A 24066-nucleotide genomic window follows, 5' to 3' on the forward strand; every position below is an offset into this window, starting at 1 on the left:
TCAGATTGACTTGTCAAAGCAAAAGTTCCTTCGCAGCCACCCGCAGACTACCGTGGTATTGTAGGCATCTGCGCGAGGTTGTTTAGGTTTTGCCTGTCCGTAGGATAACTGAGAAGATGCTGCCGTAGCTTAAGCTACACAAAAAGTTTATCAGAACCTCACGTTTGCAGGCGATTTACCCCATATCCAGGAAACAGCTTTCATACTTTAAATATGAAATTGAGAAACCGCTCCGTAATTCGCGTATGGGGCGTTTTTTATTCGTGCCCCATAAGTACTACCATAAAGCTTGGTGAAAATAAGCATAAACGAGTCTATGAACGGGACGGATGATAAGACTGAGGTGCGCGACTATTTCAACGCGACGGGCTTCGATCGCTGGCGGCGAATTTATGGAGATGGCGACGTTAATAAAGTTCAGCTTGACATCCGCACTGGGCATCAGCAAACGGTAGACACGTTGTTAGGCTGGCTTAGAGCTGATGGCAATCTTTCCCAATTGACGATTTGCGATGCGGGATGCGGGGTCGGTAGCCTCAGCATTCCGTTGGCTCAGGAAGGAGCCAAGGTCTTTTCGAGTGATATTTCCGAGAAGATGGTCGGTGAAGGAAAGGATAGAGCAACGGCGATCGGGTTGAGGGATAATCCAACGTTCTCTGTCAGCGATCTAGAAGAGTTGACCGGAACGTATCACACGGTTGTCTGTCTAGATGTGCTCATTCACTATCCGGCAGAACAGGCAATGGATATGATCAAGCATTTGGCGAGTTTGGCAGAGCATCGGCTGGTTCTCAGTTTTGCGCCAAAGACGTTTTTGCTGACGATTCTAAAGAAAATTGGTGAGTTTTTTCCAGGCCCAAGCAAGACAACTCGCGCTTATCAGCACCGCGAAGCTGATGTGATTCGCGTGCTAGAAGAGTGCGGATTCACAATTGGACGCAAGGCAATGACTAGTACGCGATTCTATTTCTCGCGGATGCTAGAAGCGGTTAAAGAGTAACGGGGTTGCGATCGCAGGTTGCGTTCTCAAGAAATGGATGTGCGATCGCACAGTTCGGCTAAATCAATACTTCTCCGCTTCTATTTGAGGTGTTGACAAGGCAATAGTTGAAATACCATCTCTGAGGGGTTGGCATGTTTAAGCATGTTTCTGAGATCATGTATTTTGTTTCTGATCGTCGTGCTGCGGCAGAGTGGTATTCAAATTTATTCGGCATTGAGATTACATTCTTAGAAAATCCAGAACACTTCTTTATTCGCGTCGGCAACCAAGAAGTCTGGTTTCATCAAGCAGACAGCAAAGTGCCATCAGGCACGGCAGGACATGTAGCCTATTGGCAGGTTGACGATTTCGATGCAGTACTTGAGCGAGTAACACAGTTGGGCGCGAAGCTCTATCGAGGACCTTTGGATCGGCAAGATGGGAGTTATATGTGTCAAGTTAAAGATCCGTATGGGAACTTGATTGGTTTCATTGGCTCAAGGTCTAGAGCAGAAAAAGGAAATGAATAAATTAGAGAATAGGTAAGGTAAGCATCAGAAGATTGTTTGCGCAAGTTTCTGCTTAACGCTGCCACATCAGTTCATGATTTGCGCATTCCACCTGAGAATCAATTAGATAAATTAGTTGGCGATCGCAAGAGGAAACATAGTATCCATAGCGATAATCAGTGACGAATTTGCTTTGTCTAAACATTAGCTTAGCTGAAACATAATCACTGCCTGAAAACAAGCTAATTTTTGGCTAATTTTCTGAGCCAGATCCAATCACCTTCAACTTCTGCGATCGCGTCCTTCAAAAACGGATCAGTCCGCGTCCGATTGGGTGCAGAAACCAACGCTATAAATTTTTCAACCTGCTCAAAATTTGGGTTGAACTGGAGAGTTTGTTGTAAAAACTGCCGCACCGCTCGACGTTGAAGCGCGAGGGGTGATTGCTTCAAAATCCGGCGGTTCAAACGGGAATCATCCAAGTCAGTCGCTTTTTCGCGCAAGGCAGAGGCTTCTGCTTCGAGATAGTCCACCTCTGCACTCAAAAGTTCCACCGTTTGTGCAAGATGCCGCTCTGTTTGAGGATTGAAGTGAGTTTTGAGATAGGGCAATAGCTCGTGACGAATTCGGTTTCGTGCATAGCGGAGGTCTTGATTAGTTGAATCTTCCCAAATTGGAAGATTAGCGTGTTGGCAAAACTCGCCTGTTTCAGTCCGAGTTGTCTCTAGCAAAGGACGAACCAAAGTTAGAGTTGAGCTGAGCGATCGCATCCAGCCTAACGATCGCAGCCCGTCGGCTCCGCTGCCTCGCATCAAATTGAATAGCAACGTCTCCGCCCGATCGCTGGTGGTGTGCCCAGTGACGATCGCGCTATACCCTTCTCGATTCGCGATCGCGCTCAACACGTCATAACGCCACACTCGCGCTTCTGCCTCACTTGCCGGAACCTGTTGGGCTATTTCTAAATAAAACGGTAGATTCCAGGTCTTAGCAACGTGGGCCACATGATCTGCATTGGCTTGAGCATCCGAACGCCAGCGATGATCGCAATGCGCGATCGCTAGCCTCCACTTCCACTTCGGCTGCAAATCGAGCAGCAATCGAGCCAGACAAATTGAATCCTGACCTCCAGAAACCGCCATCAGAACTGCTTGATCTGGTTTCAGCAACATGCGCTGACGAATCGTTTGATGCAGGCGAGCATGAAGCGGTGTCCAGAGGAGGCGGCTCATCGATTAATAATCGCTATCGTCAGAGTAAATATCGTCAATTGGGCGCGGACGCAGCTTATCAAGCGGTTCTGAACGAGCAGACGAACGCTCTGGCAGGGTTCCGGGCGGCTTGAGAGGCATGAATTCTAGCCGAATGCGGACTCTACCACGCTGCCAACCACCAGACGTAAAGCGCAGCGCTTCACACGGGAGTCCATCGCCAAACCACGCTTCATTCTCTTCTGTCCAGTCGCCTTGACGATCGCTGACTGCTTGAGCCAGTTGGTCGAGAAATTCGCTGACCTTGAACGTCGGATTCGACATCAAGACCCGACCGCGATCGGTAAACAACACTTCATCATCGCTCAAAGGTACAAATCCGTTATCCATAGTGATAGTTCGCTCTCAATCTCGTTCTGAATGTGTGAATTATAGGACTTACGCATCGGCAACGGATTTGATAGAGATGTAACCCATGCATGATTCTGATTTCAATTGAATTGTGATTCTGTTACATCCGCAGGCGAAGCCTCTTCCGAAGATATCCGCCAGCCGCTGCCAATGGGACTTTGTGCAAGTCCTAAATTATAGAAACCAACCGTAGCTATGAAGCCCTTTACCTAGCAGATTGACACCCAAGTAGCAGATCCATACGACGACAAACCCTGCTGCTGCAAGAAGTGCCGGACGCCGACCTTGCCAACCTTTAGTAATGCGGGCATGAAGATAGGCCGCAAACACAAGCCAAGTGATCATTGCCCATGTTTCTTTCGGATCCCAACTCCAGTAAGAACCCCAAGCTTCATTCGCCCAGACAGCCCCAGCGATAATGCCGATCGTCAGGAGGGGAAATCCAAGCCCAATGACGCGGTAGCTGATATTGTCCAACGTATCTGCGAGGCTAAGTCGCTGCGGGGAAAGGGTTGCTTCAGTCGAGACTGAATTTAAAACGGCAGTTCCGCCTCCTTGAATCGGAGTCTCTATTGGTTCTGCTCGGCGCAACTGATAGGAGCGCTCGCGATAACTGCCCGTCCCGACCGAACTTCCGCGCAACTCGACATTCTGACCCCGCGTGACCACGAGAAATGCGATCGCTAGTAGTGCCCCGACCATCAATGTGGCATAGCTCAACATCATGACGCTGACATGCATCATCAGCCAGTTAGACTTCAGCGCTGGTACCAGTGGAGCCGACGCTTGCATCGTGTCTGGCAACGTCAGAGCCGCAAACGCTGTAATTGCCATCGCCACCGGAGCCGTCACTACCCCAACTAGCCGACTGCCGCTCATCTGCTCGGCGACTAGGTGCATCGTTGTGATACCCCACACGAGAAAAAATAGCGATTCGTACAAGTTGCTGAGGGGGAAATAACCCGCTTCTAGCCAGCGTGCGCCCAGCAGAACGGCAGTGGAAAGGTTTGCGATCGCCATTCCTGCAGTTCCTAAGCTAGCGAGGTAGGATTGCGGAAAAGCCGCTCCAACCCAATAAACCAGCATCGTCACGAACAGAACCGCAAATGAAACGTTGTCTAATATGCCTTGAAGTGCGACCAAATCCATGTCGTGTTTTTTCCCCCTGCAATCAGCAGACTTTAGCATCTATTGATCATTGTAAAGGAGCAGGGAAAGGCAATGGAAACGACAAACAGCAAAACTGGCATTTATAGATTAAAACACTACAGTCCAAGCGTATGTTTTAGTGCTTTGTCAAGCTCGACTGTTGGCAGTGAGCCAATCACACGGTAGATTGCCAAGAGCGAGATTGTTGCTAAGTTATCGGTCATCACAACTGAATCTGTCAGCAAGCCCGACTCTTGACCCTCTGGAGAACTCAGCAAGATCGTGACACGACTGGGATGACCTGCTCGATCCATTTGGCTCGTGATCATTGCAACGATTACTTGGGATAAGCCGGTTTGCAAATTGTTGGCTTGTGCGACTAGAGCGGGTCGCGTTTTTGCAGAACTTAGATTGGAATTGGGAAAAAGCACCAGCGCGATATCGCCTCGCTTAATGATTGACTTTGACGGTGTCATAGTCGTCATAAATACTCATCTCAGGACTGTTCCAGTCATCCGAGAAGTTGGCTAGACTCGCTCGTAGAAGCTCAGCCTGTTCTCTGTCAATTCCTTGAGAGGCTAAATCAATGTCATCGGACTTCAGAAAAGTCACCACAACTCGTGTTCCTTCAAGCACATCGCTAGGGTTCTCTACGAGTTCTACGCGACCGTTCCGGTAAACTCCTTCAACACGGGTCAGCATCTTTCGCCTCTCTTTAAAGTTGTCAGAATTAAAGTTTTCAGAACTGAATTCATTATGAATTTGAGTGAAGCCACCGCAAACAGCCTTTGGCTCTCACAAGTAACTTTAGTCAGTCGCTTTAGTGCAGTTGGTTTCATCATCGTTCTGTAAGTCTACTGTCTAATTTAATATTTGGGGAGCTTCTGTGCATCTACAACTCTGCGACCCACTTTGATTTTTGATTTTTCTTTAAGTTGGTATCTATCACTGCCGGACAATTCTAGGTATAGACGCCACAATAGAAAGAATTATCAGAATCGGAAGAGGTGCTTGTGGCTTTATACGCAGAATTACATCGTCATCTCGGTGGGTCAGTTGTGCCGCGAGTATTGTGGCGCTACCTACAACGCAACGAATCAGACCTCATTGATCGCTTCAGTGAATATCCCGAATTCGAGGATTTTTATACTCGTCCTCGAAATACGTTAGACGAATACTTAGAACTGCATACTTTAGTCGAAGGCGTGCAGACGGCGGATGCGCTGCCGTATTTCATTTACCGCTTAATGCGCGGAGCCTACATTTTCGAGAACTTGGCTTATTTAGAGTTGCGCTATACGCCGTTCTTGAGAACAAATCCTACACTCACCCAGTCAGAGCGCATTGACCAAATGGCTCAGATTATCGAAATTGTGGGTAAAGCAAGTCAATTAAAAGAATATCCAATCGTCAGTAGCCAAATTCTGTGTATGCATTCGCGCCTGCCCTATGAGGTGAATCGCGCCCTAGTCGATTTAGCAGCGCAATCGCGAGAATATGTTTGTGGAATTGATTTGGCCGGGGGCGATGCCCATTACGCAGAGCGGTTGGATGAGTTTGTTGAATTGTATGCCTATGCGCGATCGCTAGACCTCAATACAACTTGTCATTTGTACGAAACAACCGACGGGCATTATCCAAAGCTTCTGCCATACTTGATGCGAATCGGACACGGAATTCAAATTCCGTTGCAGCATCCTCACTTGCTCAAGGAAGTTGCTGAGCATCAGCAGTGCCTCGAAGTATGCCCAACCACCTACCTAAAAACAGGAACATTGCAAGACTTACGGCAACTGAAGCAGGTGTTCGACTCATGTTTTGAGGCAGGCGTAGATATCGCCATTTGCACTGATAACGCTGGTCTTAACGATGTGCGGCTGCCGTTTGAGTATGAAACGTTGCTGACACAAGACATTATCGGCTTTAAGGAACTGCAAGCCTGTCAAGATGCTGCTTTCCGTCATGCATTTGCGTGGAGATATGCTCAGCGCCCCGCCTCTTTGCTCAATCGAATCTTAATGACGGATGCAACAGCAAGTTAGCCCTTCAAAAGACTTTAGATCTTAAACTTGAACTTCAATTCAGCTCGATTAAGATCTAAAGCCTTTTCTCAATTCACTACTGAATGAAATTAAGTCCCACGCTTGAGTGAAAGTTCGACCTGCTGAAATTCTTGGGCAACTCGATCTTTTAGCTTCTGAGGGACTGGGCGGTTTGGATAGGAGCTATAGTGACCTGCCAGAGAGTTGAGCGCTGTCCGCATCGTGGTAAAGGAACTCAGCTTGGTCAGATTAGAATCTTGACGGTAGCGAGAGGCAAAGTCATTGATCAACTGACGGGCACTGTTTTGCGCCGGAATTCGAGCCGGATCGTCTTGAGGCAGCTCGATCGCGGCTTTCAACGTGCTGATAACGGACAGGGTATCTTCCTTGTAATTACCTGTCAGCCCACTGGGAGAAGAACACCCCACAAGAGCGATCGCCGCCACTAACACCAAAGCCAGCAGACGAGACAAATAGCGCTTCATAAGCCTTTATGTGTGAGTGAATAAAAGTAACAGTTTTTTAATCCTACCGTGATTAGGAACAGCGGGATCACTGTCACGTCGCTCCGCAAGTTTGCCACAGAATCTACACCTAATTTTCTACCTAGAGTTAGAACTGGGCTAAAAACAACCACCGGAGAGACACCTACCAATCGTCTCTCCGGCGGTTGTAAAACTTCAATCGGCTTGGTTTAACCGAAACGCCCACTGACGTAAGCTTGAGTTGCTTGTTCTTTCGGACTCTGAAAAATTACTTCTGTGCGATCGTACTCCACAACATAACCGGTTCGCTGTCCTTTGCTATTCGCTTCTACGTTAAAGAATGCCGTGTAGTCAGAGGCACGAGAAGCTTGCTGCATGTTGTGAGTCACGATCATAATCGTGTATTTCTCTTTGAGTTCTTGTAGCAGATCTTCAACCTTAAGAGTTGAAATCGGGTCGAGGGCAGAACACGGTTCGTCCATCAAAATGACATCTGGCTGTACGGCAACGGCTCTAGCAATGCACAAGCGCTGCTGCTGTCCACCAGAAAGGTCAGTTCCAAACGCTTTGAGCTTATCTTTCACATCGTCCCAAAGCGCTGCTTGCTTAAGCGACTGCTCGACGAGTTCATCCATGTCGCCCTTATAACCCAGCAGCCGAGGCCCAAAGGCGATGTTGTCATAAATTGATTTTGGAAACGGATTCGGCTTCTGAAACACCATTCCAACTTGCCGACGCACTTCTACCGGATCAATCTCTGAGGCATATAAATCTTGGTCGTGATAGTAAATCTTGCCTTTGATGTGAAATGACTTGATCAAGTCATTGAGCCGATTGAAACAGCGAAGAACGGTGCTTTTGCCGCAGCCAGACGGTCCGATAAATGCCGTGATCGAATTTTTGGCAATATCGATCGAGAGATCTCGAACGGCTAGAAAGTTGCCGTAGTAAATATTGAGATCTTCGGTGTGGAAAACGGAATCGGTTTGGCGGGCACTTTGAAGTCGGGAAGTCATAAAAGTCTCATTGAGTAAAAATGACTAGTCAAGAACCGAACAGAATTAGACTATAGAGTGGATGAGATCGCCTGAAGCTTGGCAGAGCCGATCGCAGCAGGCGTAACCCAAGCGAGGGTTAGCAATCACTTACGTCTCCGCTGAGTGACCAAACGAGCCAATATGCTCGTTACAAGCACCAACGCCACCAAGACTAAAGAAGCCGTCCAAGCCAATTGTTGTTGGCTTGCGTAAGGAGCCGTTGCAAAATCAAATACCAAGCGTGACAGCGTGGCAGTCGGTTGCCAAACCGTAGTATTCCAGTATCGGCTAAATGAGGCAGTAAACAAAACTGGGGCAGTTTCGCCTGCCGCACGGGCGATCGCTAGCATGATCCCCGTTAAAATCGCTGGAACAGCAGCAGGCAAAACAATTTTCAGCGTCGTCTGCATCCGAGTTGCGCCTAACCCGATCGCCGCTTGCCGGAAATCATTGGGTACAGCTTCTAAAGCTTCTGCCGCCGTGCGGACAATGGTCGGCAGCATCAAGATCGCCAACGCTACCCCCCCTGCCACAGCAGAAAACGTTCCAGTAGTCAGCACAACAACGGCATAGGCAAACGCCCCGATCACGATCGAGGGAACGCCGCTTAGCACGTTAGTGAAGAAGTTAACCCATTCTGCAAGCCGAGTATCACGACCAAATTCTGACAAATAAATGGCGGCGACAACCCCAAATGGAATGCTGATGGCAGCCGCGATCGCAACAGTTAAGAGCGTGCCAAGCAACGCATTTCCAAAGCCGCCACCGCGTAATCCAGGAGCAGGGGGAAGTTGAGTAAACGCTGCAATGTCTAGCCGAGGTAAGCCATTTACCACCACATAGACTAACACCGCAACCAACGGAATCAGGGCAAGCAGGGTAAATAGAACTGAGAGTACCGTCATTGCGGAAGCAAATAGCGTCCGGGGTGAGGTAGGCGATCGGTTCAAACTCCCGGGGCGTCGAGCAGTGGCAAAGTCTGGAGCAGGCATGTCAACGGTTCCTAAAAGCTAACGAATTCTCAGTCTCAGGTTCTTAGGTTAGGGTCTTAATCTTGCAAACTTTTAGTTTCACAAAACTATCGCCTCGCTTACAGTTTCAGACTAAAGCGGCGAACCACAATTTCAGCTAAAACATTCACCACTAGTGTCAGGCCAAACAGCACCAACGCAGCGTACATCAGGGCAGAGACCTGAAGTCCCCCCGCTTCCGCAAACTGATTTGCCAACAGCGAAGAAACGGTTGAGCCTTGAGACAAGATAGAAAATGAGTCGATCGTGTTGGAGTTACCAATCAGCATAGTGACTGCCATCGTTTCGCCCATCGCTCGCCCAAGCGCCAACATCACACCGCCAGCAATACCAGAAAATCCTGCTGGCAGAAGAATCTGGAAGATCGTTTCCCACCGGGTAGCTCCTAAACCATAGGCAGCTTGGCGCAATTCAGCCGGTACAGCGACCATGGCATCACGGGAGATGGCGGCAATAATAGGCAAAATCATGATCGCTAGAACAAGCCCGGCGGCATAGATGCCAGGACCTGCCGGTGCAGTGCTAAAGAGCGGAATCCAGCCCAAGTTTGCGTTTAACCAAATCCCGACGGGGCGCAGAAAAGGAATTAAGACAAAAATTCCCCAAAGCCCATAGACAACGCTAGGAATGGCTGCCAGCAGTTCAACTAAAAAAACAATCGGCTGCTTGATTCGAGGGGGCAAGAAATCTTCGCTCAAGAAAATCGCCACTCCCACTCCAATGGGTACGGCAATGAGGAGGGCAATAAATGAAGTGACGAGCGTGCCATAGATTTGGGTCAGTGCACCAAATGCACCGTCAATGACGCTCCATCGATTGGAGACTAGAAAGCCTAGTCCGAATTTCTGAATTGCTGGCAGAGCATCTGTTCCGACTCTCAGGGCGATCGCAACCAACAGCAAGCCGACCGCGATCGCGACCGCCGCCGTGCCCCAGACAAATCCGTTGTCTATCGAGCGAGCGGTCGCCGATCGCTTACGATTCATCGGTGAAGAATGATCAGTTGTCGAAGCCATAACATCTGTTGGCAAAAAAGGTTAAGGAGCGAATCGCAAGGGTCAAATGCTGTTGCCAGTTCATCAAACGACTCACTAATAAACTAACAGCAGCACTCGCCACCTTTAGCTAAATCGTAGATTTACTTCGTTGCCACTTTGATTGTATCTAACGCAGACGCTGCCTTCGTTGATAAATCATCGGGTAGAGGAATGTATCCCAGTTCGGTAGCAATTTGCTTACCCGGCGCAGAATATGCCCACCTCATAAATTCAGTCATTGCTTTAGTTTTGGCTGGCTCTTCAGGATTCTCATAGAACAGCAGCCAGGTTAAGCTGACGATTGGGTAAGCATCTTTTTGCTCCGGATCGGGCACAGAGAGGGCGAAATCAGCCGGAACTTGAGCGCCGCCTAACGCTTTTGCGGCCGAATCAGGAGTCGGCGTGATGAAGTCGCCTGCCTTGTTCTGGATGGACGCCATTTTCAGCTTCGTCTCGTTGGCATAGGAATACTCGGTATAGCCGATTGAACCTCTGGTTTGCTGAATTTGAGCTGACACCCCTTCGTTGCCTTTTGCCCCCGTTCCAGTGGGCCACTCAACTGTTTTTCCTGCTCCCGCCTTCCAGTTCGGGCAGGCTTTAACGAGGTGCTTGGTAAAGATATCTGTGGTTCCACTTCCGTCTGAGCGGTGAACAAATGTAATCGGATCAGCAGGCAGATTCACCCCCGCATTGTCTTTGGTAATCTTGGCATCGTTCCACGTCTTAATCGAACCGTCCGTGATGCCGCAAAAGGCTTCGCGCGATAGTTTGAGATTATCGACGCCATCCAAGTTATAGGCGAATACAACAAATAAACCTGTTGAAGGGACTTGAACAGCTTGACCACGAGCAGCAGGAATCTTTTGACGCTCCTCTGCTTTTAGAGGAGAATCTGTTGCCCCAAAATTAACAGTTCCGTCTAGAAAGCGCCTGACACCCGCACCACTGCCCACAGAGTCATAGCTAATTTGAACCGCGGGGTTTTGTCTGTTGTATTCTTGGAACCAACGCTGATAGAGCGGATTAGGAGCAGTTGCACCCGCACCACTTACCGCTACCGTATTTCCTCCTGCCGCAGGTGCAGCTCCGGGGCTGCCGCCTGCTTGAGGGGGAGCGGTTGGGGTGTTGGGAGTACAAGAGGCAAGACCAACCACTAGCGCGATCGCAGAGGTGGAGAACAGCGTCCGACGAGTTTTGCTCACTAGAAAAGACATAAAAAATAATGCAGGGCAAGTGATATCCCTCTCAGGGTACACCGCGACCTTAAAGACAAGGTTAAGGCGGATTTATTCTTGCCTCAGCCTATATTTAATCTACAGTGTTTTCCTTGAGCTATATCAAAACTGCGGCTATTAACGATTCAATAGCTCCCGGCAGTTTTCACCAGAATGCCCTAGATCATTTGTGCTTTTTTTGAATGTTAAGGTTTCTAACTTAGGTTAAGTTTAGGTAAACACTCATTTTTAACTATGAAACGATTTCAACTTGAAAATTGTTCAGCATAAACACTTTAGCTTCTTCCATAAGAATCGATTGAACAGAAATAGGAATTCCTATTTTTATAGCTAGACGAAATGCATCGAGTATGCTTCTCAGGATCGAAAGAGTCAGTTATAATAATCTCCAAACCAAGAGTTCGGCTGGGCTATTTTGAGTAGTGCCAATGCCCCTGCTCCCACAGCTTTAACCGAGTTCGCCCTCACAAGATTTGTTTGGAGAGAAGCGTGACTATTTATATTGGAAATCTGTCCTTTCAGGCAACTGAAGAGGATTTAAAGGAAGTCTTTGCTGAATACGGTGAAGTCAGCCGAGTCAGCCTTCCCACTGACCGAGAAACGGGCAGGAAGCGTGGATTCGCCTTTGTTGAGATGGTGGATGATACGCACGAAGATGCGGCGATCGCCGCGCTGGATGGAGCCGAGTGGCTCGGTCGCGAATTAAAGGTAAATAAAGCAAAGCCGCGCGAACCTCGGGCAGGGGTAGGCGGTAGTGGCAGAAATTTTAGCCGGGACAACTACTAACACTCACAAAATGATGCGCGCCTATCTTGTTCAGATAGGCGCATTTACTATGGAGTGCGATAGGACTGAGACACTACTTCTAACGTCGCTGGTTCTAACGTCGCTGGTTGAGGAACTGTCCCGCTAGCCCCATCGCATCCCCCAAATCAACGTTTCCATCCCGGTTAGAATCCAAAAATGCATTCAGAACAGGGTTACCGGATTGCTGCACTCCTCCAGTAGAATTTCCGCTCTGCAACAGGTTTAGAGCTAAGGGTACTAAAACAGGCAGCATTGACAAAATTGTATTGGCGTCAAACCCGGTGCGCTGCGAAATATCTTGAGCAACTTGTTGCTGCTGTCCTCCTGGAAATAGAGACTGAACAGCTTGCGGATTGCTGCCCAGTCCAGCGAACTGATTGACAACATCTTGCGGATTATTGCCTTGCTGGTTTTGCAAAGACGATCGCACGTGTCCGCCTAAAATAGACATGATTGCTTGAGTTGCATTACCATCCATGCCATGATTGCCTGCAACTTGTTGGGCAACACCCAAGATGCTTCCCAATTGATCTGGAGAAGCTTGCTGCTGAGGATTGCTAACAGCGCCTAGAATTTGGTCGAAAAGGCCCATAGATCTTTATTCCAAAACGATTTTAGAGAGTGATTAACCTCTAAACGGTAAAAACTTTGCTTTGTAAAGTCAAGAGTGCTTCGTTACCATCACTTGGGCGTCCGAATATAGCAAGTCAGCCAGCATAATCAAGCTTTCATTCTCTAGAGGCTGTCGTAGCTGAAGGAATAAAGGAGAATAAGACAGTACATCGGGCGTTCCGATCTTTTCTCTGTGTTGAGTAGTTTCCATGCCTCTGTCACGACTTCTAACGCTAATTTTTGGGGTTGCGCTGATCTTAGGGCTGGTGATTTGGCTAATCGATTCGCTAAATCGCTTGTGGTATTTGTTGGCGTATTACCCGTTTTTGGGTGCGATCGTGATTCTGCTGATCATTGGCCTGTTGGGAACCTTGGTCGCGGCATTTATCTATTACTTTTTCTTATTGCCAAATCAGCAGCGCAAACGAAGTCGGCGACGAGTTGCGCCGAGGGTTTCACAAGACAAAGTTGAAGCGGCAGGAGAAAACCTGCAAGCGGTACGACAGCAGGTCGCTCAGATTCAAGATGAGGTGACGAAGCAAGAACTGCTGATGCGATCGCGAGAGATTGAACAAAATTTGGCGCGCGGGGAAGTCATGGTTGTCGTGTTTGGCACGGGATCATCGGGCAAAACCTCCCTTGTCAATGCGCTGATGGGCCGGATGGTCGGGCAGGTCGGCGCACCCATGGGCACAACAGAAGTTGGAGAAACCTATCGATTGAAACTAAAAGGCGTCGATCGCGAGATTCTCATCACTGATACGCCTGGAATTTTAGAAGCGGGAGTTGCGGGAACAGAACGAGAAAAGCTGGCGCGGCGATTGGCAACTGAAGCAGATTTGCTGATCTTTGTTCTCGATAACGATTTGCGGCAATCGGAATACGATCCGCTAAGGATGCTGGCGGAAATTGGCAAGCGATCGCTCGTTATTCTCAATAAAGCTGATCTCTATACCGAGCAAGATTTAGAAACGATTCAGGCGCGATTGAGAGAGCGGGTTCGTGGCATTGTCAATCACAATGATGTAATTGCGATCGCGGCAAATCCTCAACCCTTCCGGATGGAAACGGGCGAAACGCTGCACCCTGAGCCAGATGTGATGCCGTTGATTCGCCGACTTGCTGCTGTCCTGAGAGCTGAGGGCGATGATCTGTTAGCCGATAATATTCTGCTTCAGTCGCAGCGCTTAGGAGAAGAAGCACGGCGACTGATTGACGGACAACGGCGACGACAGGCCGAAAAAATCGTAGAGCGCTTTCAGTGGATCGGGGCGGGCGTAATTTCAGTGACGCCGCTTCCAGTGGTGGACTTGTTGGCAACAGCGGCGGTTAATGCTCAGATGGTAGTTGAGATCGGGCGAGTGTATGGCTGTGACATTAATATGGAGCGGGGGCGAGAGTTGGCGTTTTCGCTCGCAAAAACGCTGGTTAGTTTAGGCGTTGTTAAAGGTGCGATCGACCTTTTAAGTAAGGCACTTCAGCTTAGTGTGGCAGGTTTTCTAGCCGGAAGAGTGATTCAAGGCGTGAGTGCAGCCTATCTGACTCGGATCGCAGGTAAAAGCTTTATTGAATATTTCCGCCATGATCAAGATTGGGGCGATGGCGGTATTACAGAAGTAGTACAACGTCAGTTTCAACTGAATCGACGGGACGAGTTTATTAAGTCATTTGTGCAAGACGCGATCGCAAAAGTGGTGAAGCCATTGCAACTTGACATTCGTGGAGAAAATGAAGTTGATCCGGGTGAAATGGAACCACTAGAAATCCGGCAACCGATGAAACCGATTCAAGCACCGGAGCGGGTTGAGATTCGGATTGATTCAGATGAAGAAACGCTTGATGATTGGCAGTAATTAAAGTTGTTGTATCTAATTTTTTATTGTGTTGAGGCAGTACTTTACTTGCAAAACAAATCTCGACTCAGCTACATCGTGGATATGGACATTTGAGGTAATCACCATTGAGCTGCTGTAAACTCCATTGGTAAGGCACGCAGTCGAGCTTTGAGAGAATTTAAACAGAGTGAGATAGCCTGCCACGATCGCTCAGATCATTGGCAACATTGTCATGATCAGGCGTAATCAGCGTAAATCCGTGGGGTCGATCGTTTGCGGACATAAAGCTCCAAACCTCCTGAAAGAATCAATAGACTGAGCGCATTCGTCTCGGCCTGTTGCAGAAAGCATGTTACTTGACTACTCGGCTAGCGTTCAAAATGGCGAGGAGGGCAACCCCCACATCAGCAAAGACGGCTTCCCAAAGGGTAGCGACTCCCAACGCACCAAGCAGGATAAAAAACGCTTTGATCGTCATTGCCATGACAATATTTTGGATCACAATCTTATGAGTCTTTCGCCCAATTTGAATGGCTTCCGCAATCTTAGAAGGGGCATCGCTCATGATCACCACGTCAGCCGTTTCGATCGCGGCATCTGATCCCAATCCACCCATTGCCATGCCGACATCGGCTCTAGCAATCACCGGAGCATCATTAATCCCATCCCCGACAAACACAACTTTGCCTTTGCCTGCTTCGCGTAAAATTTGTTCGATAGCCTCTACTTTCCCTTCCGGTAATAGTTCAGCCCGATAGTCACTTAAGCCCAACTGTTTCGCAACTCCATCCGCAACGTTCTCATTGTCGCCCGTGAGCATGATCGCTTTAGGAACATTGATTTTTCTCAGCGATCGAATTGCCTCAACCGCATCCGGCTTCAGTTCGTCAGCAATGATAATTCGTCCAGCATATGTTCCATTCACCGCAAGATGAACAACGGTTCCATCGACATCACAAACGTCATGAGCAATGTTTTCACGATGGAGGAATCGATCGTTCCCTGCAATCACAATCTGATTACCGATTTTCGCTTGAATGCCATGACCCGCAATCTCCTTATAGTCTTGCACTTGAGAATCATCGATCGCTTGTCCGTAAGCCGTACGAATCGACTGAGCGACCGGGTGATTAGAATGAGATTCCACTTGCGCTGCAAGAGCCAGTAACTTTGCTTCAGTAAAGCCGTTTTGCGGCACAATTTGAGTGACTTTGAATATGCCTTGTGTCAGTGTTCCAGTTTTATCAAACATAACGGTATTCACTGCTGCCAGCGTATCCAGGTAAGTTGATCCTTTGACCAAAATGCCGCGTTTCGCCGCTCCGCCAACTCCACCAAAATAGCCAAGCGGAATGCTAATCACCAATCCACACGGGCAGGAAATAACCAGTAAAACTAAAGCGTTATAGACCCAACGGAAGCGATCGGCATCGGTTGGATTATTCATGAATAGCGGCGGAATGATCGCTACGGCTAATGAAAGGAAAACCACGATCGGGGTATAAACTCTAGCGAACTTGCGAATAAACTTCTCAGTTTCTGCTTTCTTGCTGCTGGCATTTTCCACCAGTTCTAAAATTCGAGCGATCGACGACTCACCAAACAACTTAGTCGTCTTAATGGTCAAAACACCCGATTGATTGATCATCCCCGCTAAAACCGATTCTCCGACTTTCACAGTTCGCGGAACCGATTCACCCGTCAGGGCAGAGGTATCAACTTGAGAGTTTCCATCCAGAATTTTGCCATCAAGCGGAATCTTTTCTCCTGGCTTGACGAGAATAACGTCGCCAATCTTGACCGACTCTGGAGAAACTGGTTTGACTTCGCCATTCACTTTCAGATTCGCGGTGTCAGGACGAACCTCTAGCAGCGCACTGATTGATTTGCGCGATCGCCCCACCGCATAGCCCTGAAATAGTTCTCCGATTCGGAAGAACAGCATCACGGCAACCGCTTCCGGTAAAAGGTGAATCGCGATCGCGCCCAGCGTGGCGATCGCCATCAAGAAATTCTCATCGAACACCCGCCCTTTAAGAATGTTGCGCCCAATACTGCATACTCCGCGATCGAGAACGGTGTAGTGTGCAGTTGCTTTTCAAAGAGGATGCCGACCAAGAATAGAGCGACCACGATCGCCACAACTTTAATTTCTTGTTTTAGACCACCATCGCCGTGATCATGATCGTGGTCATCCTCATTGTTGTGAGAGCGTACTGGCTTAGGGTCGTCATCACAACCACAGCAGCTTGATTGAGGAGATCTCTGTGCTTTCATTAGGTTTTTTGAAGGATGGTGACTTTTGAGCTTCTGAGCATAGACTCAGATATTAAGCAGAAAAAGACGATAGACGGATCAGGTTTTTGCTGGGTCAAGATGATCTGCAACCTCTCGGTAGCCGTTTCGACCTTGCGATAGCTCACTAAACGAGTCGATGGGCATGGCTTTAATATATGAACATTAATTCAGATGTTTCTCACTCTAACTGACGGTTGCGGTCTTGATCAAGCGTTTTTAACTAATTATGAGTGCTATTTCCAGAAGTGCGATCGAGCGTCTGATCGTCCCACGATGCCGGATCTTCTGATGGCTCTAAGTGGGTAATCACATGACTTCCGGGAAGAGCGTGCGAGATCGCTAACTCGATCTCTTCACACAGATCATGCCCGTGCTGTACCGTCCATTCCCCTGGTACTAAAACGTGAAAAGAGATAAAGCGGCGCGATCCGGCAACTCGTGTGAGCAAAGCATGAAACTGAATCCCTTTTTCTTGATAAGGCATGAGCAGATTCATAATCGTTTGTTGCTCATTTGCTGAAAGGGAGCGATCGAGCAACCCCGAACCTGTTTCACGCAGCAGCCGAAATCCTGCCCAAATAATGTTTGCTGCCACAATCAGCGCAATGATCGGATCAAGCACCAACCAGCCCGTTAATTTCACAATGAGGATGCCAATCACTACTCCGGCGGATGTCCATACGTCGGTCAATAAATGGTGGGCATCGGCGCGTAAGGTGATGGATCTCAATCGTTTACCCGCTCGAAATAAAACAAAGGCAACGCCGCCATTAATCGCAGTCGCAACCAGAGAAAGCGCGAGTCCTAATCCAACTTGCTCGATCGGAAGAGGATTGAATAGCCGCCCCCAAGCTGCAACAGCAATGCTAATTGCAGCCACCATAATCAGGGCACTTTCCAATCCACTTGAAAAGTACTCCGCTTTAGAATGCCCGAAGGCGTGCTCGGCATCGGGAGGTTTAGTCGCGAAAGAGAGCGCCCAAAATGCTACCACTGCCGCAATTAGATTGATGCCCGATTCGAGTGCGTCTGAGAGCAATCCAACTGAGCCAGTGAGGAAGTAAGCACCTGCTTTTAGAGCAATCGTGATAATCGCGGCAACGATCGAGAGAATGATGTAAGAACGGGCAGATTTTGCACTCATTCCAGCATTCTATCGTCAGACTTGCCAGCAAAAATCAAGCTTCTGATTCATCTAAATGTTCTGCCACTTCGCGATAGAGATTGACCACATGGTGGTCTGCCAAACTGTAATAAATGTTTCGACCTTCTCGGCGATAGCTCACTAGACGCATCGATCGTAAGGCTCTAAGTTGATGAGACACGGCAGATTCGCCCATTTTCACGACTGCCGCCAAATCGCAGACACACAACTCTTGCGCTGCGAGAGCAGACAAAATCCGCAACCGATTCGGGTCTGCCAGAATTGCGAAAAACTCAGCCATTCGCTGTGCCTGTGGGGTTGACAACATTTCTTGCCGCACCTGGCGAACGTTATCCAACTGAATCGGACAGTCAGTTTCGCAACCGAGTACATCAGAATCTTGACAGGATGGCTTTTGGGGATCAGCAGGCTTAGTCATTGCAAACGTGGAGTTTGGCGTATCAGGGTCAAGAGAAATCCTCAACTGGTTTCAGTATAGAGGACGAAAGTGGGAATCATTCTCTGTTCCACGAATGAGTTTATGTTCCTCAATGATAGAGATTTGGGCGTTGCTGAATCCCGGAATGAGCGTAGAGATTCTCAGAAATCGGAGTCTTTGAAAAACTTCAATTTCTTACCCACAAAAATCTTGAAAAACACCAAATTCATATCAAAATTCAGCATCGTCCCAGTCGAACTTAGCAACGTAGATGATCCTTGCGCTCTCGGGTCCGAAAATGCCGTTTGAAAGCTCCTTTTTACTTCTGCTTAGAACGATTTAGGCGTTGAGTTAATACCTCTAACGCTCTAGCATATTGGCGATCTGCTTCAGTGCCGACCTTACCAGGGTCAGTCATTAAGGTTCTTTGTTGTTCAAAAGTCAGATCAACTTTGACATCAGGCTGAAGTCCCTTTTGGTAAATATCTTTGCCTGATGGGGGCAACCACTTTGCCACTGTGACAGCTACCCCTGAGCCGCCTGGTAATTGACGTAACGCTTGAATTCGGTTGTTCCCAAAGGTGGGCTTTCCGACTAGAATCGCCCGATGCTGATCTTGAAGTGCAGCTGCCAGAATTTCGCTGGCATTCGCTGTACCGCTATCAACTAAAATCACAAGGGGTTTATCTGTGAGAACTTTTTGATTTGCTTTTTCCTGCTCAGCTTCACCTCCACGCCGAACTGTTGATAGAATCGTTCCGTCACGTAGCCACATTCGGGCGATGTCGAGACTAGCATCCAAGGAACCTCCAGGATTGAATCTTAGATCGAGAAGATAGCCTCTGACGCCCTGTTGTTCTAAAGTTTGAATTGCTGTTTGCACGTCAGACGATGCGCTCCCTGAAAATTGCAGTAAGCGAATGTAACCGATCTTGCCGTTTGACGTTACTTCAACGCGATCGCGCACCGGATTGATATCAAATTGTTTTCTTGTGATGTTGAATTGGTGTTCTTGATCTCCGCGCTGCACCACGACCTTAACAACAGTGCCGGGTGTCCCTTGAATTAACCCAGCAGCTCTATAAACATTCATTCCCCCAAGCGATTGATCATCAATACGTTTCAGCACATCTTTGGGCAAAATGCCTGCGATCGCGGCAGGGCTTCCTTCAATCGGTGCAACGACAACAATCTGTTGAGTAGTTGCTTCAACAATTTGAAGTCCGATCCCAGCTTTCGAGGAACCCGCTTGCAGAACTGCAAATTCTTGCGGGGAGATGAAGCGGGTAAAGGGGTCTCCTAGACGCCCAAGCATTGCTCGAATTGCCTGATAGGTCGCTTCTGAAGAGGAATAAGATCGCTTCAAGTACTGCTGACGCAGGGCTTGCCAGTTTTGCCCGTTGAAGCTGCTGTCTAAATACTCACGCTCAACTATGCTCCAAACTTGATCGATGATGTCAGACCTATTCTGAGGCTTTGAAACAGGACTGGTTGAAGTTGGAGATGGCGCTGAGTTAGTCGGAGCTTGATTTGCAAATGCTGATCCTTCAGATCTCAATAAAATGGCACTCGCGATCGCAAGTACTCCTACAACCGAATTACATCTCCGAATTGCTCTAAGTTTCATGCTTTGATTCTGCACACTTCTACAACAGCGTGGAATTGTCTCCTAGCAAGTAAGGTTCCATCACATCACGTTTCAAGACCGCCTAGTTACCTGTTTGCACTTGTTGAATAAAACCAAGTGTTTGCTGGTAGCTTTCTTGGTCTCCCTGCTGTTGAAAGAGTTGCGCTGCTTTCCGTAGATCAGCGATCGCAGTGGCTCGATTGCCAGATTGAGCATAAAGCAGGCCTCGGCTACCATACGCTTCAGCCAAACTGGAATTGAGCTGGGTAGCTTGTGTGAAGTCTTGGATTGCACCTTTGACATCCCCTACCGCTGCCCGTGCTTTACCTCGGTTGTAAAAAGCATCTGTGTAGTTGGGTCTAAGCTTAACGGCTTGACTGAGATCTGCGACTGCCATTGGTAGGTTTCCCAGCCCAGCGCGAACGACGCCTCGATGGTTGTAAGCTTCTGGATAATTGGGTTTGAGTTGAATGGCGCGATCCAGGTCAGCGATCGCGCCCCGCAAATCTCCTTGGTCAGAGCGGATTTCACCCCGGTTATAAATCGCTTTGGCATTTTTCGGATCAAGCCGAACCGCTTGCTCAAAGTCAGCGCTTGCTCGCTCCAAATTACCCGCATCGTGATGCGCTAAACCTCGATAGATGTAAGCGTCAGTGTGTTTAGGATTTGCTTGAATGGCTTGGTTATAAGCGACGATCGCGCCCTGGTAATCACCCCGTTTTGCTTTTTCCTGCCCCTGGTTGAGCAAATCTGTCACTCTGGCTTGAGCTACGAAAGATTGCACTGGTCGGGCTTGAACGATTGGAGCCAAGCCGAGCAGGGCAGTCATTAGACCCAAAGAAGCTATCAATTTGTAAAATGGGTTCATTGCTTTTTCTCCTCTCCACGTCGCCTTCATCCTAAAGCAGTAGAAAGCGAGAACGCCAGTAAAGCTTGTTTTCGCATCGTCATATTAGAAAGTGAAGGGGGATATTCATCGTGCTTGATTTGCACTGCTCTTGAGGCAAAACTCACCTGCCCTAAAGTTCGTCTTTTCACCGCTTGATCCAGTGAGCATCGGCACATTGAAGGTTGTCTCAGGCTATAGTGCAATGAGCTACAGCCCAGACAGTACCCTACTCAATCCAATAACCGTCCACCGCGCCGTTTCTAAGAGCTGACTTCTGTACCACTCATTTGTTGGTTCGTGTAGTAATTCCTTGTGCAAGATGCTTCAGAGGAGCCGGAGTTTGATCCAGATGATCCTCCTGTAGATGCAATTAAGGAAAGCTTGCAGAGGGCACTGCATCAAGGGAAGGTAGGACAAACGATTCCGCTATCTCAGATGTGGGATGAGATCGAGGCAGAATAGATTGAGGTTGAGTGGTACAAAGTTAAAAAAGCTGAGAGGTTTGTGTCTCCCAGCTTTTTGTGTGAATAACTTTATCTTCTACACTTAATGGACAAAAGCTCTAGACATCAGAAGAATAGCAAAAGCAATCCAACTGGAGCAGGAACCATTTCACCGCGTAGATCCAGCAGTTGAACCAGCATTAAATACGCGATTCCTAGAATTAGAGAAATAACGCCAGTCAGAATAGCGACAAACTTTGAGCGATTCATAAATAGAATTAGAGCCAAACGTCCTTACATTCAGTGTAAGCAAAATTTCACGGCGGCGATCGTTCGGAGTTTGGCAAAGCCGTTTTCTCCGAAGTTGCGCTTTGCGCTAATCGCACTTAACCCAAAAATCCATTCATCAAAAATCGGATTGGATGTTTTAATGGCAACACGCTATTCTGTAACCTTCCGTATGGATACTGCTGTTGATCCTCTAACTTCTACTACCGATGCCAACCGGGCGATCGCGCTGCAAACCTACGAACTGAGTAAGACTTATCGAACCGGATTTTGGCTGAATCAGAAGGTGACATCGCTTAAGAAAGTGACGCTAACCGTGTATGAAGGCGAAACCTTCGGATTGCTAGGACAAAATGGAGCAGGTAAAACAACGCTGCTCAAAGCGCTGCTGGGAATCGTACGCCCAACAGCAGGACGGGCAACTCTGCTGGGTCAGCCATTAGGCGATCGCAGTGTCAAGCAAAACATCGGATACCTGCCCGAAAATCCTTATTTCTACGATTACCTCACGGGGTGGGAAATTCTTGAATTTACCGCAGGGTTGTTTCGTTTACCGCGATCGCATGTTCGTAAACGCATTCCTGAACTATTGGATCTCGTTGGCTTAGCGAAATCAGATGCGAAGAAAAAACAATTACGCCGCTACTCGAAAGGAATGCTGCAACGCATCGGTCTAGCACAAGCGCTGATCAACGATCCAGAGCTTGTGTTTTTAGATGAACCGATGTCAGGACTCGACCCGCTTGGTCGTTATCAGATGCGCGAAATCATTGGCTCACTTAAAGGACAAGGCAAAACGATCTTCTTTAATAGTCATGTGTTGTCCGATGTCGAGAAGATCTGCGATCGCGTAGCATTGCTGGCTGGCGGCGAATTAATTGCGATCGGCTCGATGCAAGAGTTGTTGGGCGTAGCCGAACAATATCGCGTCGTCGTCAAAGGTGGCAATCCTGATTTACTGCGTCAGCGCGTCCCCGATGTGGAGTTTCAAGACGGGTTGTGGATCGGGCATCTGCTTGGAGAGCCGCAGGACTTTATGGCGAGCGTGCGCCTCATGAATGCTCAACTGGTGTCCATCCAACTGGCACGACCGTCACTAGAAGAATTTTTTGTGAAGAAACTGCGCGATTCACATCGCGAAGCTCCTAGCGATTAGCGTAGTGCGCAACGTTGAAGGACACTCAGTGCTCATGCCAGTTGTTAACCAAAAAAATACGGGATGAAATGTCCATCCCGTCTCAAAACTTTAATTCAACACTTTAATTCAGTTTCTTACTGCTTTTCGCTCACCTCAGCCGTCTCGGGATAGCAAACTTTAGTCCCGCCCAAACCACAATATCCACCAGGATTCTTTGCCAGGTATTGCTGATGGTAATCTTCCGCATAGTAAAACTCAGGAGCTTCTAAGATCTCCGTCGTGATTTCGCCATAACCCGACTTCTGGAGTTCTTTTTGATAGGCATCACGAGAGGCTTCTGCCTGTTGACGTTGCTCATCGGAGTAGACATAAACGCCCGATCGATATTGCGTCCCGCGATCGTTGCCTTGGCGCATTCCTTGAGTCGGATTGTGACTTTCCCAGAAGATCTTCAGCAGTTGCTCGTAGCTGACCACATTGGGATCAAACACAACCAAAACAACTTCATTATGACCCGTCATTCCAGAGCAAACTTCCTGGTAGGTCGGGTTTGATGTCACGCCTGCTGCATAGCCAACAGCCGTTGTAAACACGCCATCTTGCTTCCAAAAGACTCGCTCTGCGCCCCAAAAGCACCCCAACCCAAACATCGCCATCTGCATTCCGGCAGGGAAGGGAGGCTTGAGCGGATTACCATTGACAAAATGCTTTGCGGGAACGGGCATTTGAGTTGCGCGTCCGGGCAATGCTTCTTCTGGTGTCGGAAGCGATGATTTTTTGCCAAATCCAAATAGCACCATGGCTTTAAACTCTTCTTTTCAGACTGCTTTACTTTTCTTTATGGTAGCTCAATCCACGATTTGATGGCTTCCAATACTCGCTATTCTCGCGCCCAAATCTGAGAGGAATCTAAACGTGATATTAGAGTTTCCATAGAGTTCTTTAACAGGTGGGCAAATAGTTACTTAGTAGTCAATCGTATTTGTTTGAGATTGTTCTTGTGCTTAGACGTTGGTAACACAATACACAACTGTAGATTTTGGTGTTTACCTTAGCAATGTTAGTAGCGTTTGCACCCGCGTTGACAATATTCGCAAATGTCCTCAAATCGTGAAGCCGCGATCGTGGCTTCACGAGAAGCAAGAACCAACAATCTAAAAAACTTGGAGTGTTTGGAGCAATGTGGCTATCGAAAATGCAAGAAGCATTTTCGATAGCCACATTGCCACCAATCCATAGCGTGGAATCTTGCCCGTACAGGGAAACCTGAGTAATAGATTGGGCATCGCTACAGATCCAACCCAATGACATTATCGTAGACAATTTTTAACAAGGTTTTTAACAATAAGTTGAGAGAAAGCGCTCTGTTTCGCCTTCCTTGGTGACAAGCAATGCTTTAGATTGAATAGGAAGCACC

25 protein-coding genes are annotated in these 24066 nt (G+C 48.1%); 7 read left to right on the forward strand and 18 right to left on the reverse strand.

Annotation, left to right across the window (positions count from 1 at the left end; translation table 11 throughout):
- The first annotated feature begins 316 nt into the window (after positions 1 to 316).
- Both bchM and AC5JLB_RS14265 read left to right on the forward strand, forming a co-directional pair.
- Entirely contained in the window at positions 317 to 1000 is a 684-nt protein-coding gene (bchM, locus tag AC5JLB_RS14260; protein WP_495874489.1) for a magnesium protoporphyrin IX methyltransferase, read from the forward strand.
- A gap of 134 nt (positions 1001 to 1134) precedes the next feature.
- The gene (locus AC5JLB_RS14265) at positions 1135 to 1512 is read left to right on the forward strand and encodes a VOC family protein (protein WP_495874490.1); all 378 of its coding nucleotides are present in this window, start codon (positions 1135 to 1137) and stop codon (positions 1510 to 1512) included.
- 221 nt (positions 1513 to 1733) lie between these two features.
- On the opposite strand, the gene tilS is transcribed toward AC5JLB_RS14265, so the two are convergent.
- From tilS to AC5JLB_RS14290, 5 genes are all read right to left on the reverse strand, one after another.
- Entirely contained in the window at positions 1734 to 2723 is a 990-nt protein-coding gene (tilS, locus tag AC5JLB_RS14270) for a tRNA lysidine(34) synthetase TilS (protein WP_495874491.1), read from the reverse strand.
- A 3-nt stretch (positions 2724 to 2726) separates the two neighbouring features.
- On the reverse strand, positions 2727 to 3092 hold the full coding sequence (locus tag AC5JLB_RS14275) for a KGK domain-containing protein (RefSeq protein ID WP_495874492.1): 366 nt from the start codon (positions 3090 to 3092) through the stop codon (positions 2727 to 2729).
- Between the two features lie 195 nt (positions 3093 to 3287).
- Positions 3288 to 4262 carry a c-type cytochrome biogenesis protein CcsB gene (gene ccsB, locus AC5JLB_RS14280; protein WP_495874493.1) on the reverse strand — a complete coding sequence of 325 codons (975 nt, stop codon included), beginning with the start codon at positions 4260 to 4262 and terminating at the stop codon, positions 3288 to 3290.
- A gap of 116 nt (positions 4263 to 4378) precedes the next feature.
- A complete protein-coding gene (locus AC5JLB_RS14285; RefSeq protein WP_495874494.1) occupies positions 4379 to 4747 on the reverse strand; it encodes a type II toxin-antitoxin system PemK/MazF family toxin in 369 nt (122 codons plus the stop codon).
- Positions 4713 to 4964 (reverse strand): hypothetical protein, encoded by a 252-nt coding sequence (locus AC5JLB_RS14290; RefSeq protein ID WP_495874495.1) that lies wholly within the window; start codon positions 4962 to 4964, stop codon positions 4713 to 4715. Before AC5JLB_RS14290 ends, AC5JLB_RS14285 begins: the two co-directional genes overlap by 35 nt.
- A gap of 311 nt (positions 4965 to 5275) precedes the next feature.
- Here AC5JLB_RS14290 and AC5JLB_RS14295 point away from each other — a divergent pair, with 311 nt between their 5' ends.
- Positions 5276 to 6304, forward strand: coding sequence for an adenosine deaminase (locus AC5JLB_RS14295; RefSeq protein WP_495874496.1), 1029 nt, complete (start codon positions 5276 to 5278; stop codon positions 6302 to 6304).
- A gap of 89 nt (positions 6305 to 6393) precedes the next feature.
- Here AC5JLB_RS14295 and psb27 read toward each other — a convergent pair whose 3' ends face one another.
- From psb27 to pstS, 5 genes are all read right to left on the reverse strand, one after another.
- Positions 6394 to 6789, reverse strand: a complete 396-nt coding sequence (gene psb27 / locus AC5JLB_RS14300; RefSeq protein WP_495874497.1) for a photosystem II protein Psb27 — start codon at positions 6787 to 6789, stop codon at positions 6394 to 6396.
- Between the two features lie 209 nt (positions 6790 to 6998).
- Positions 6999 to 7805: a phosphate ABC transporter ATP-binding protein PstB gene (gene pstB / locus AC5JLB_RS14305; RefSeq protein ID WP_495874498.1), complete on the reverse strand. Its 807-nt coding sequence runs from the start codon at positions 7803 to 7805 to the stop codon at positions 6999 to 7001.
- Between the two features lie 125 nt (positions 7806 to 7930).
- On the reverse strand, positions 7931 to 8818 hold the full coding sequence (pstA, locus tag AC5JLB_RS14310) for a phosphate ABC transporter permease PstA (RefSeq protein ID WP_495874499.1): 888 nt from the start codon (positions 8816 to 8818) through the stop codon (positions 7931 to 7933).
- A gap of 98 nt (positions 8819 to 8916) precedes the next feature.
- Entirely contained in the window at positions 8917 to 9873 is a 957-nt protein-coding gene (gene pstC, locus AC5JLB_RS14315; RefSeq protein ID WP_495874500.1) for a phosphate ABC transporter permease subunit PstC, read from the reverse strand.
- 122 nt (positions 9874 to 9995) lie between these two features.
- Positions 9996 to 11108, reverse strand: a complete 1113-nt coding sequence (pstS, locus tag AC5JLB_RS14320) for a phosphate ABC transporter substrate-binding protein PstS (protein ID WP_495874501.1) — start codon at positions 11106 to 11108, stop codon at positions 9996 to 9998.
- A 510-nt stretch (positions 11109 to 11618) separates the two neighbouring features.
- Here pstS and rbp point away from each other — a divergent pair.
- Positions 11619 to 11915 carry an RNA-binding regulator gene (gene rbp / locus AC5JLB_RS14325; RefSeq protein ID WP_495874502.1) on the forward strand — a complete coding sequence of 99 codons (297 nt, stop codon included), beginning with the start codon at positions 11619 to 11621 and terminating at the stop codon, positions 11913 to 11915.
- Positions 11916 to 12009: 94 nt separating this feature from the next.
- On the opposite strand, the gene AC5JLB_RS14330 is transcribed toward rbp, so the two are convergent.
- Positions 12010 to 12528 (reverse strand): DUF937 domain-containing protein, encoded by a 519-nt coding sequence (locus AC5JLB_RS14330; RefSeq protein WP_495874503.1) that lies wholly within the window; start codon positions 12526 to 12528, stop codon positions 12010 to 12012.
- A gap of 229 nt (positions 12529 to 12757) precedes the next feature.
- Between AC5JLB_RS14330 and AC5JLB_RS14335 the strand changes: the two genes are divergently transcribed.
- On the forward strand, positions 12758 to 14401 hold the full coding sequence (locus AC5JLB_RS14335) for a YcjF family protein (RefSeq protein WP_495874504.1): 1644 nt from the start codon (positions 12758 to 12760) through the stop codon (positions 14399 to 14401).
- 334 nt (positions 14402 to 14735) lie between these two features.
- On the opposite strand, the gene AC5JLB_RS14340 is transcribed toward AC5JLB_RS14335, so the two are convergent.
- The 6 genes from AC5JLB_RS14340 to AC5JLB_RS14365 all read right to left on the reverse strand — a co-directional run bounded on the left by AC5JLB_RS14340 (position 14736) and on the right by AC5JLB_RS14365 (position 20759).
- Complete coding sequence (locus AC5JLB_RS14340) at positions 14736 to 16388, reverse strand: heavy metal translocating P-type ATPase (protein ID WP_495874505.1); 1653 nt, start codon at positions 16386 to 16388, stop codon at positions 14736 to 14738.
- Positions 16388 to 16660: a hypothetical protein gene (locus tag AC5JLB_RS14345; RefSeq protein ID WP_495874506.1), complete on the reverse strand. Its 273-nt coding sequence runs from the start codon at positions 16658 to 16660 to the stop codon at positions 16388 to 16390. Before AC5JLB_RS14345 ends, AC5JLB_RS14340 begins: the two co-directional genes overlap by 1 nt.
- A 241-nt stretch (positions 16661 to 16901) precedes the next feature.
- Positions 16902 to 17825 (reverse strand): cation diffusion facilitator family transporter, encoded by a 924-nt coding sequence (locus AC5JLB_RS14350; protein ID WP_495874507.1) that lies wholly within the window; start codon positions 17823 to 17825, stop codon positions 16902 to 16904.
- A 34-nt stretch (positions 17826 to 17859) separates the two neighbouring features.
- Entirely contained in the window at positions 17860 to 18264 is a 405-nt protein-coding gene (locus AC5JLB_RS14355; RefSeq protein ID WP_495874508.1) for an ArsR/SmtB family transcription factor, read from the reverse strand.
- 319 nt (positions 18265 to 18583) lie between these two features.
- Complete coding sequence (locus AC5JLB_RS14360) at positions 18584 to 19891, reverse strand: S41 family peptidase (protein WP_495874509.1); 1308 nt, start codon at positions 19889 to 19891, stop codon at positions 18584 to 18586.
- 82 nt (positions 19892 to 19973) lie between these two features.
- Entirely contained in the window at positions 19974 to 20759 is a 786-nt protein-coding gene (locus AC5JLB_RS14365; protein ID WP_495874510.1) for a tetratricopeptide repeat protein, read from the reverse strand.
- Positions 20760 to 21092: 333 nt separating this feature from the next.
- On the opposite strand from AC5JLB_RS14365, the gene AC5JLB_RS14370 reads away from it, so the two are divergent.
- Positions 21093 to 21242 (forward strand): hypothetical protein, encoded by a 150-nt coding sequence (locus AC5JLB_RS14370; protein ID WP_495874511.1) that lies wholly within the window; start codon positions 21093 to 21095, stop codon positions 21240 to 21242.
- Between the two features lie 441 nt (positions 21243 to 21683).
- Positions 21684 to 22667 carry an ABC transporter ATP-binding protein gene (locus AC5JLB_RS14375; protein WP_495874512.1) on the forward strand — a complete coding sequence of 328 codons (984 nt, stop codon included), beginning with the start codon at positions 21684 to 21686 and terminating at the stop codon, positions 22665 to 22667.
- A gap of 116 nt (positions 22668 to 22783) precedes the next feature.
- Here AC5JLB_RS14375 and msrA read toward each other — a convergent pair whose 3' ends face one another.
- Entirely contained in the window at positions 22784 to 23449 is a 666-nt protein-coding gene (gene msrA, locus AC5JLB_RS14380) for a peptide-methionine (S)-S-oxide reductase MsrA (RefSeq protein ID WP_495874513.1), read from the reverse strand.
- Positions 23450 to 24066: the final 617 nt, after the last annotated feature.

This window comes from Myxacorys chilensis (genome assembly GCF_059505265.1).

Coding starts and splice junctions, on each gene's coding strand:
- bchM (WP_495874489.1), top strand. CDS start 317: ATGAACGGGACGGATGATAAGACTGAGGTGCGCGACTATTTCAACGCG.
- AC5JLB_RS14265 (WP_495874490.1), top strand. CDS start 1,135: ATGTTTAAGCATGTTTCTGAGATCATGTATTTTGTTTCTGATCGTCGT.
- tilS (WP_495874491.1), bottom strand. CDS start 2,723: ATGAGCCGCCTCCTCTGGACACCGCTTCATGCTCGCCTGCATCAAACG.
- AC5JLB_RS14275 (WP_495874492.1), bottom strand. CDS start 3,092: ATGGATAACGGATTTGTACCTTTGAGCGATGATGAAGTGTTGTTTACC.
- ccsB (WP_495874493.1), bottom strand. CDS start 4,262: ATGGATTTGGTCGCACTTCAAGGCATATTAGACAACGTTTCATTTGCG.
- AC5JLB_RS14285 (WP_495874494.1), bottom strand. CDS start 4,747: ATGACGACTATGACACCGTCAAAGTCAATCATTAAGCGAGGCGATATC.
- AC5JLB_RS14290 (WP_495874495.1), bottom strand. CDS start 4,964: ATGCTGACCCGTGTTGAAGGAGTTTACCGGAACGGTCGCGTAGAACTC.
- psb27 (WP_495874497.1), bottom strand. CDS start 6,789: ATGAAGCGCTATTTGTCTCGTCTGCTGGCTTTGGTGTTAGTGGCGGCG.
- pstB (WP_495874498.1), bottom strand. CDS start 7,805: ATGACTTCCCGACTTCAAAGTGCCCGCCAAACCGATTCCGTTTTCCAC.
- pstA (WP_495874499.1), bottom strand. CDS start 8,818: ATGCCTGCTCCAGACTTTGCCACTGCTCGACGCCCCGGGAGTTTGAAC.
- pstC (WP_495874500.1), bottom strand. CDS start 9,873: ATGGCTTCGACAACTGATCATTCTTCACCGATGAATCGTAAGCGATCG.
- pstS (WP_495874501.1), bottom strand. CDS start 11,108: ATGTCTTTTCTAGTGAGCAAAACTCGTCGGACGCTGTTCTCCACCTCT.
- AC5JLB_RS14330 (WP_495874503.1), bottom strand. CDS start 12,528: ATGGGCCTTTTCGACCAAATTCTAGGCGCTGTTAGCAATCCTCAGCAG.
- AC5JLB_RS14335 (WP_495874504.1), top strand. CDS start 12,758: ATGCCTCTGTCACGACTTCTAACGCTAATTTTTGGGGTTGCGCTGATC.
- AC5JLB_RS14340 (WP_495874505.1), bottom strand. CDS start 16,388: ATGGCGATCGCCACGCTGGGCGCGATCGCGATTCACCTTTTACCGGAA.
- AC5JLB_RS14345 (WP_495874506.1), bottom strand. CDS start 16,660: ATGAAAGCACAGAGATCTCCTCAATCAAGCTGCTGTGGTTGTGATGAC.
- AC5JLB_RS14350 (WP_495874507.1), bottom strand. CDS start 17,825: ATGAGTGCAAAATCTGCCCGTTCTTACATCATTCTCTCGATCGTTGCC.
- AC5JLB_RS14355 (WP_495874508.1), bottom strand. CDS start 18,264: ATGACTAAGCCTGCTGATCCCCAAAAGCCATCCTGTCAAGATTCTGAT.
- AC5JLB_RS14360 (WP_495874509.1), bottom strand. CDS start 19,891: ATGAAACTTAGAGCAATTCGGAGATGTAATTCGGTTGTAGGAGTACTT.
- AC5JLB_RS14365 (WP_495874510.1), bottom strand. CDS start 20,759: ATGAACCCATTTTACAAATTGATAGCTTCTTTGGGTCTAATGACTGCC.
- AC5JLB_RS14375 (WP_495874512.1), top strand. CDS start 21,684: ATGGATACTGCTGTTGATCCTCTAACTTCTACTACCGATGCCAACCGG.
- msrA (WP_495874513.1), bottom strand. CDS start 23,449: ATGGTGCTATTTGGATTTGGCAAAAAATCATCGCTTCCGACACCAGAA.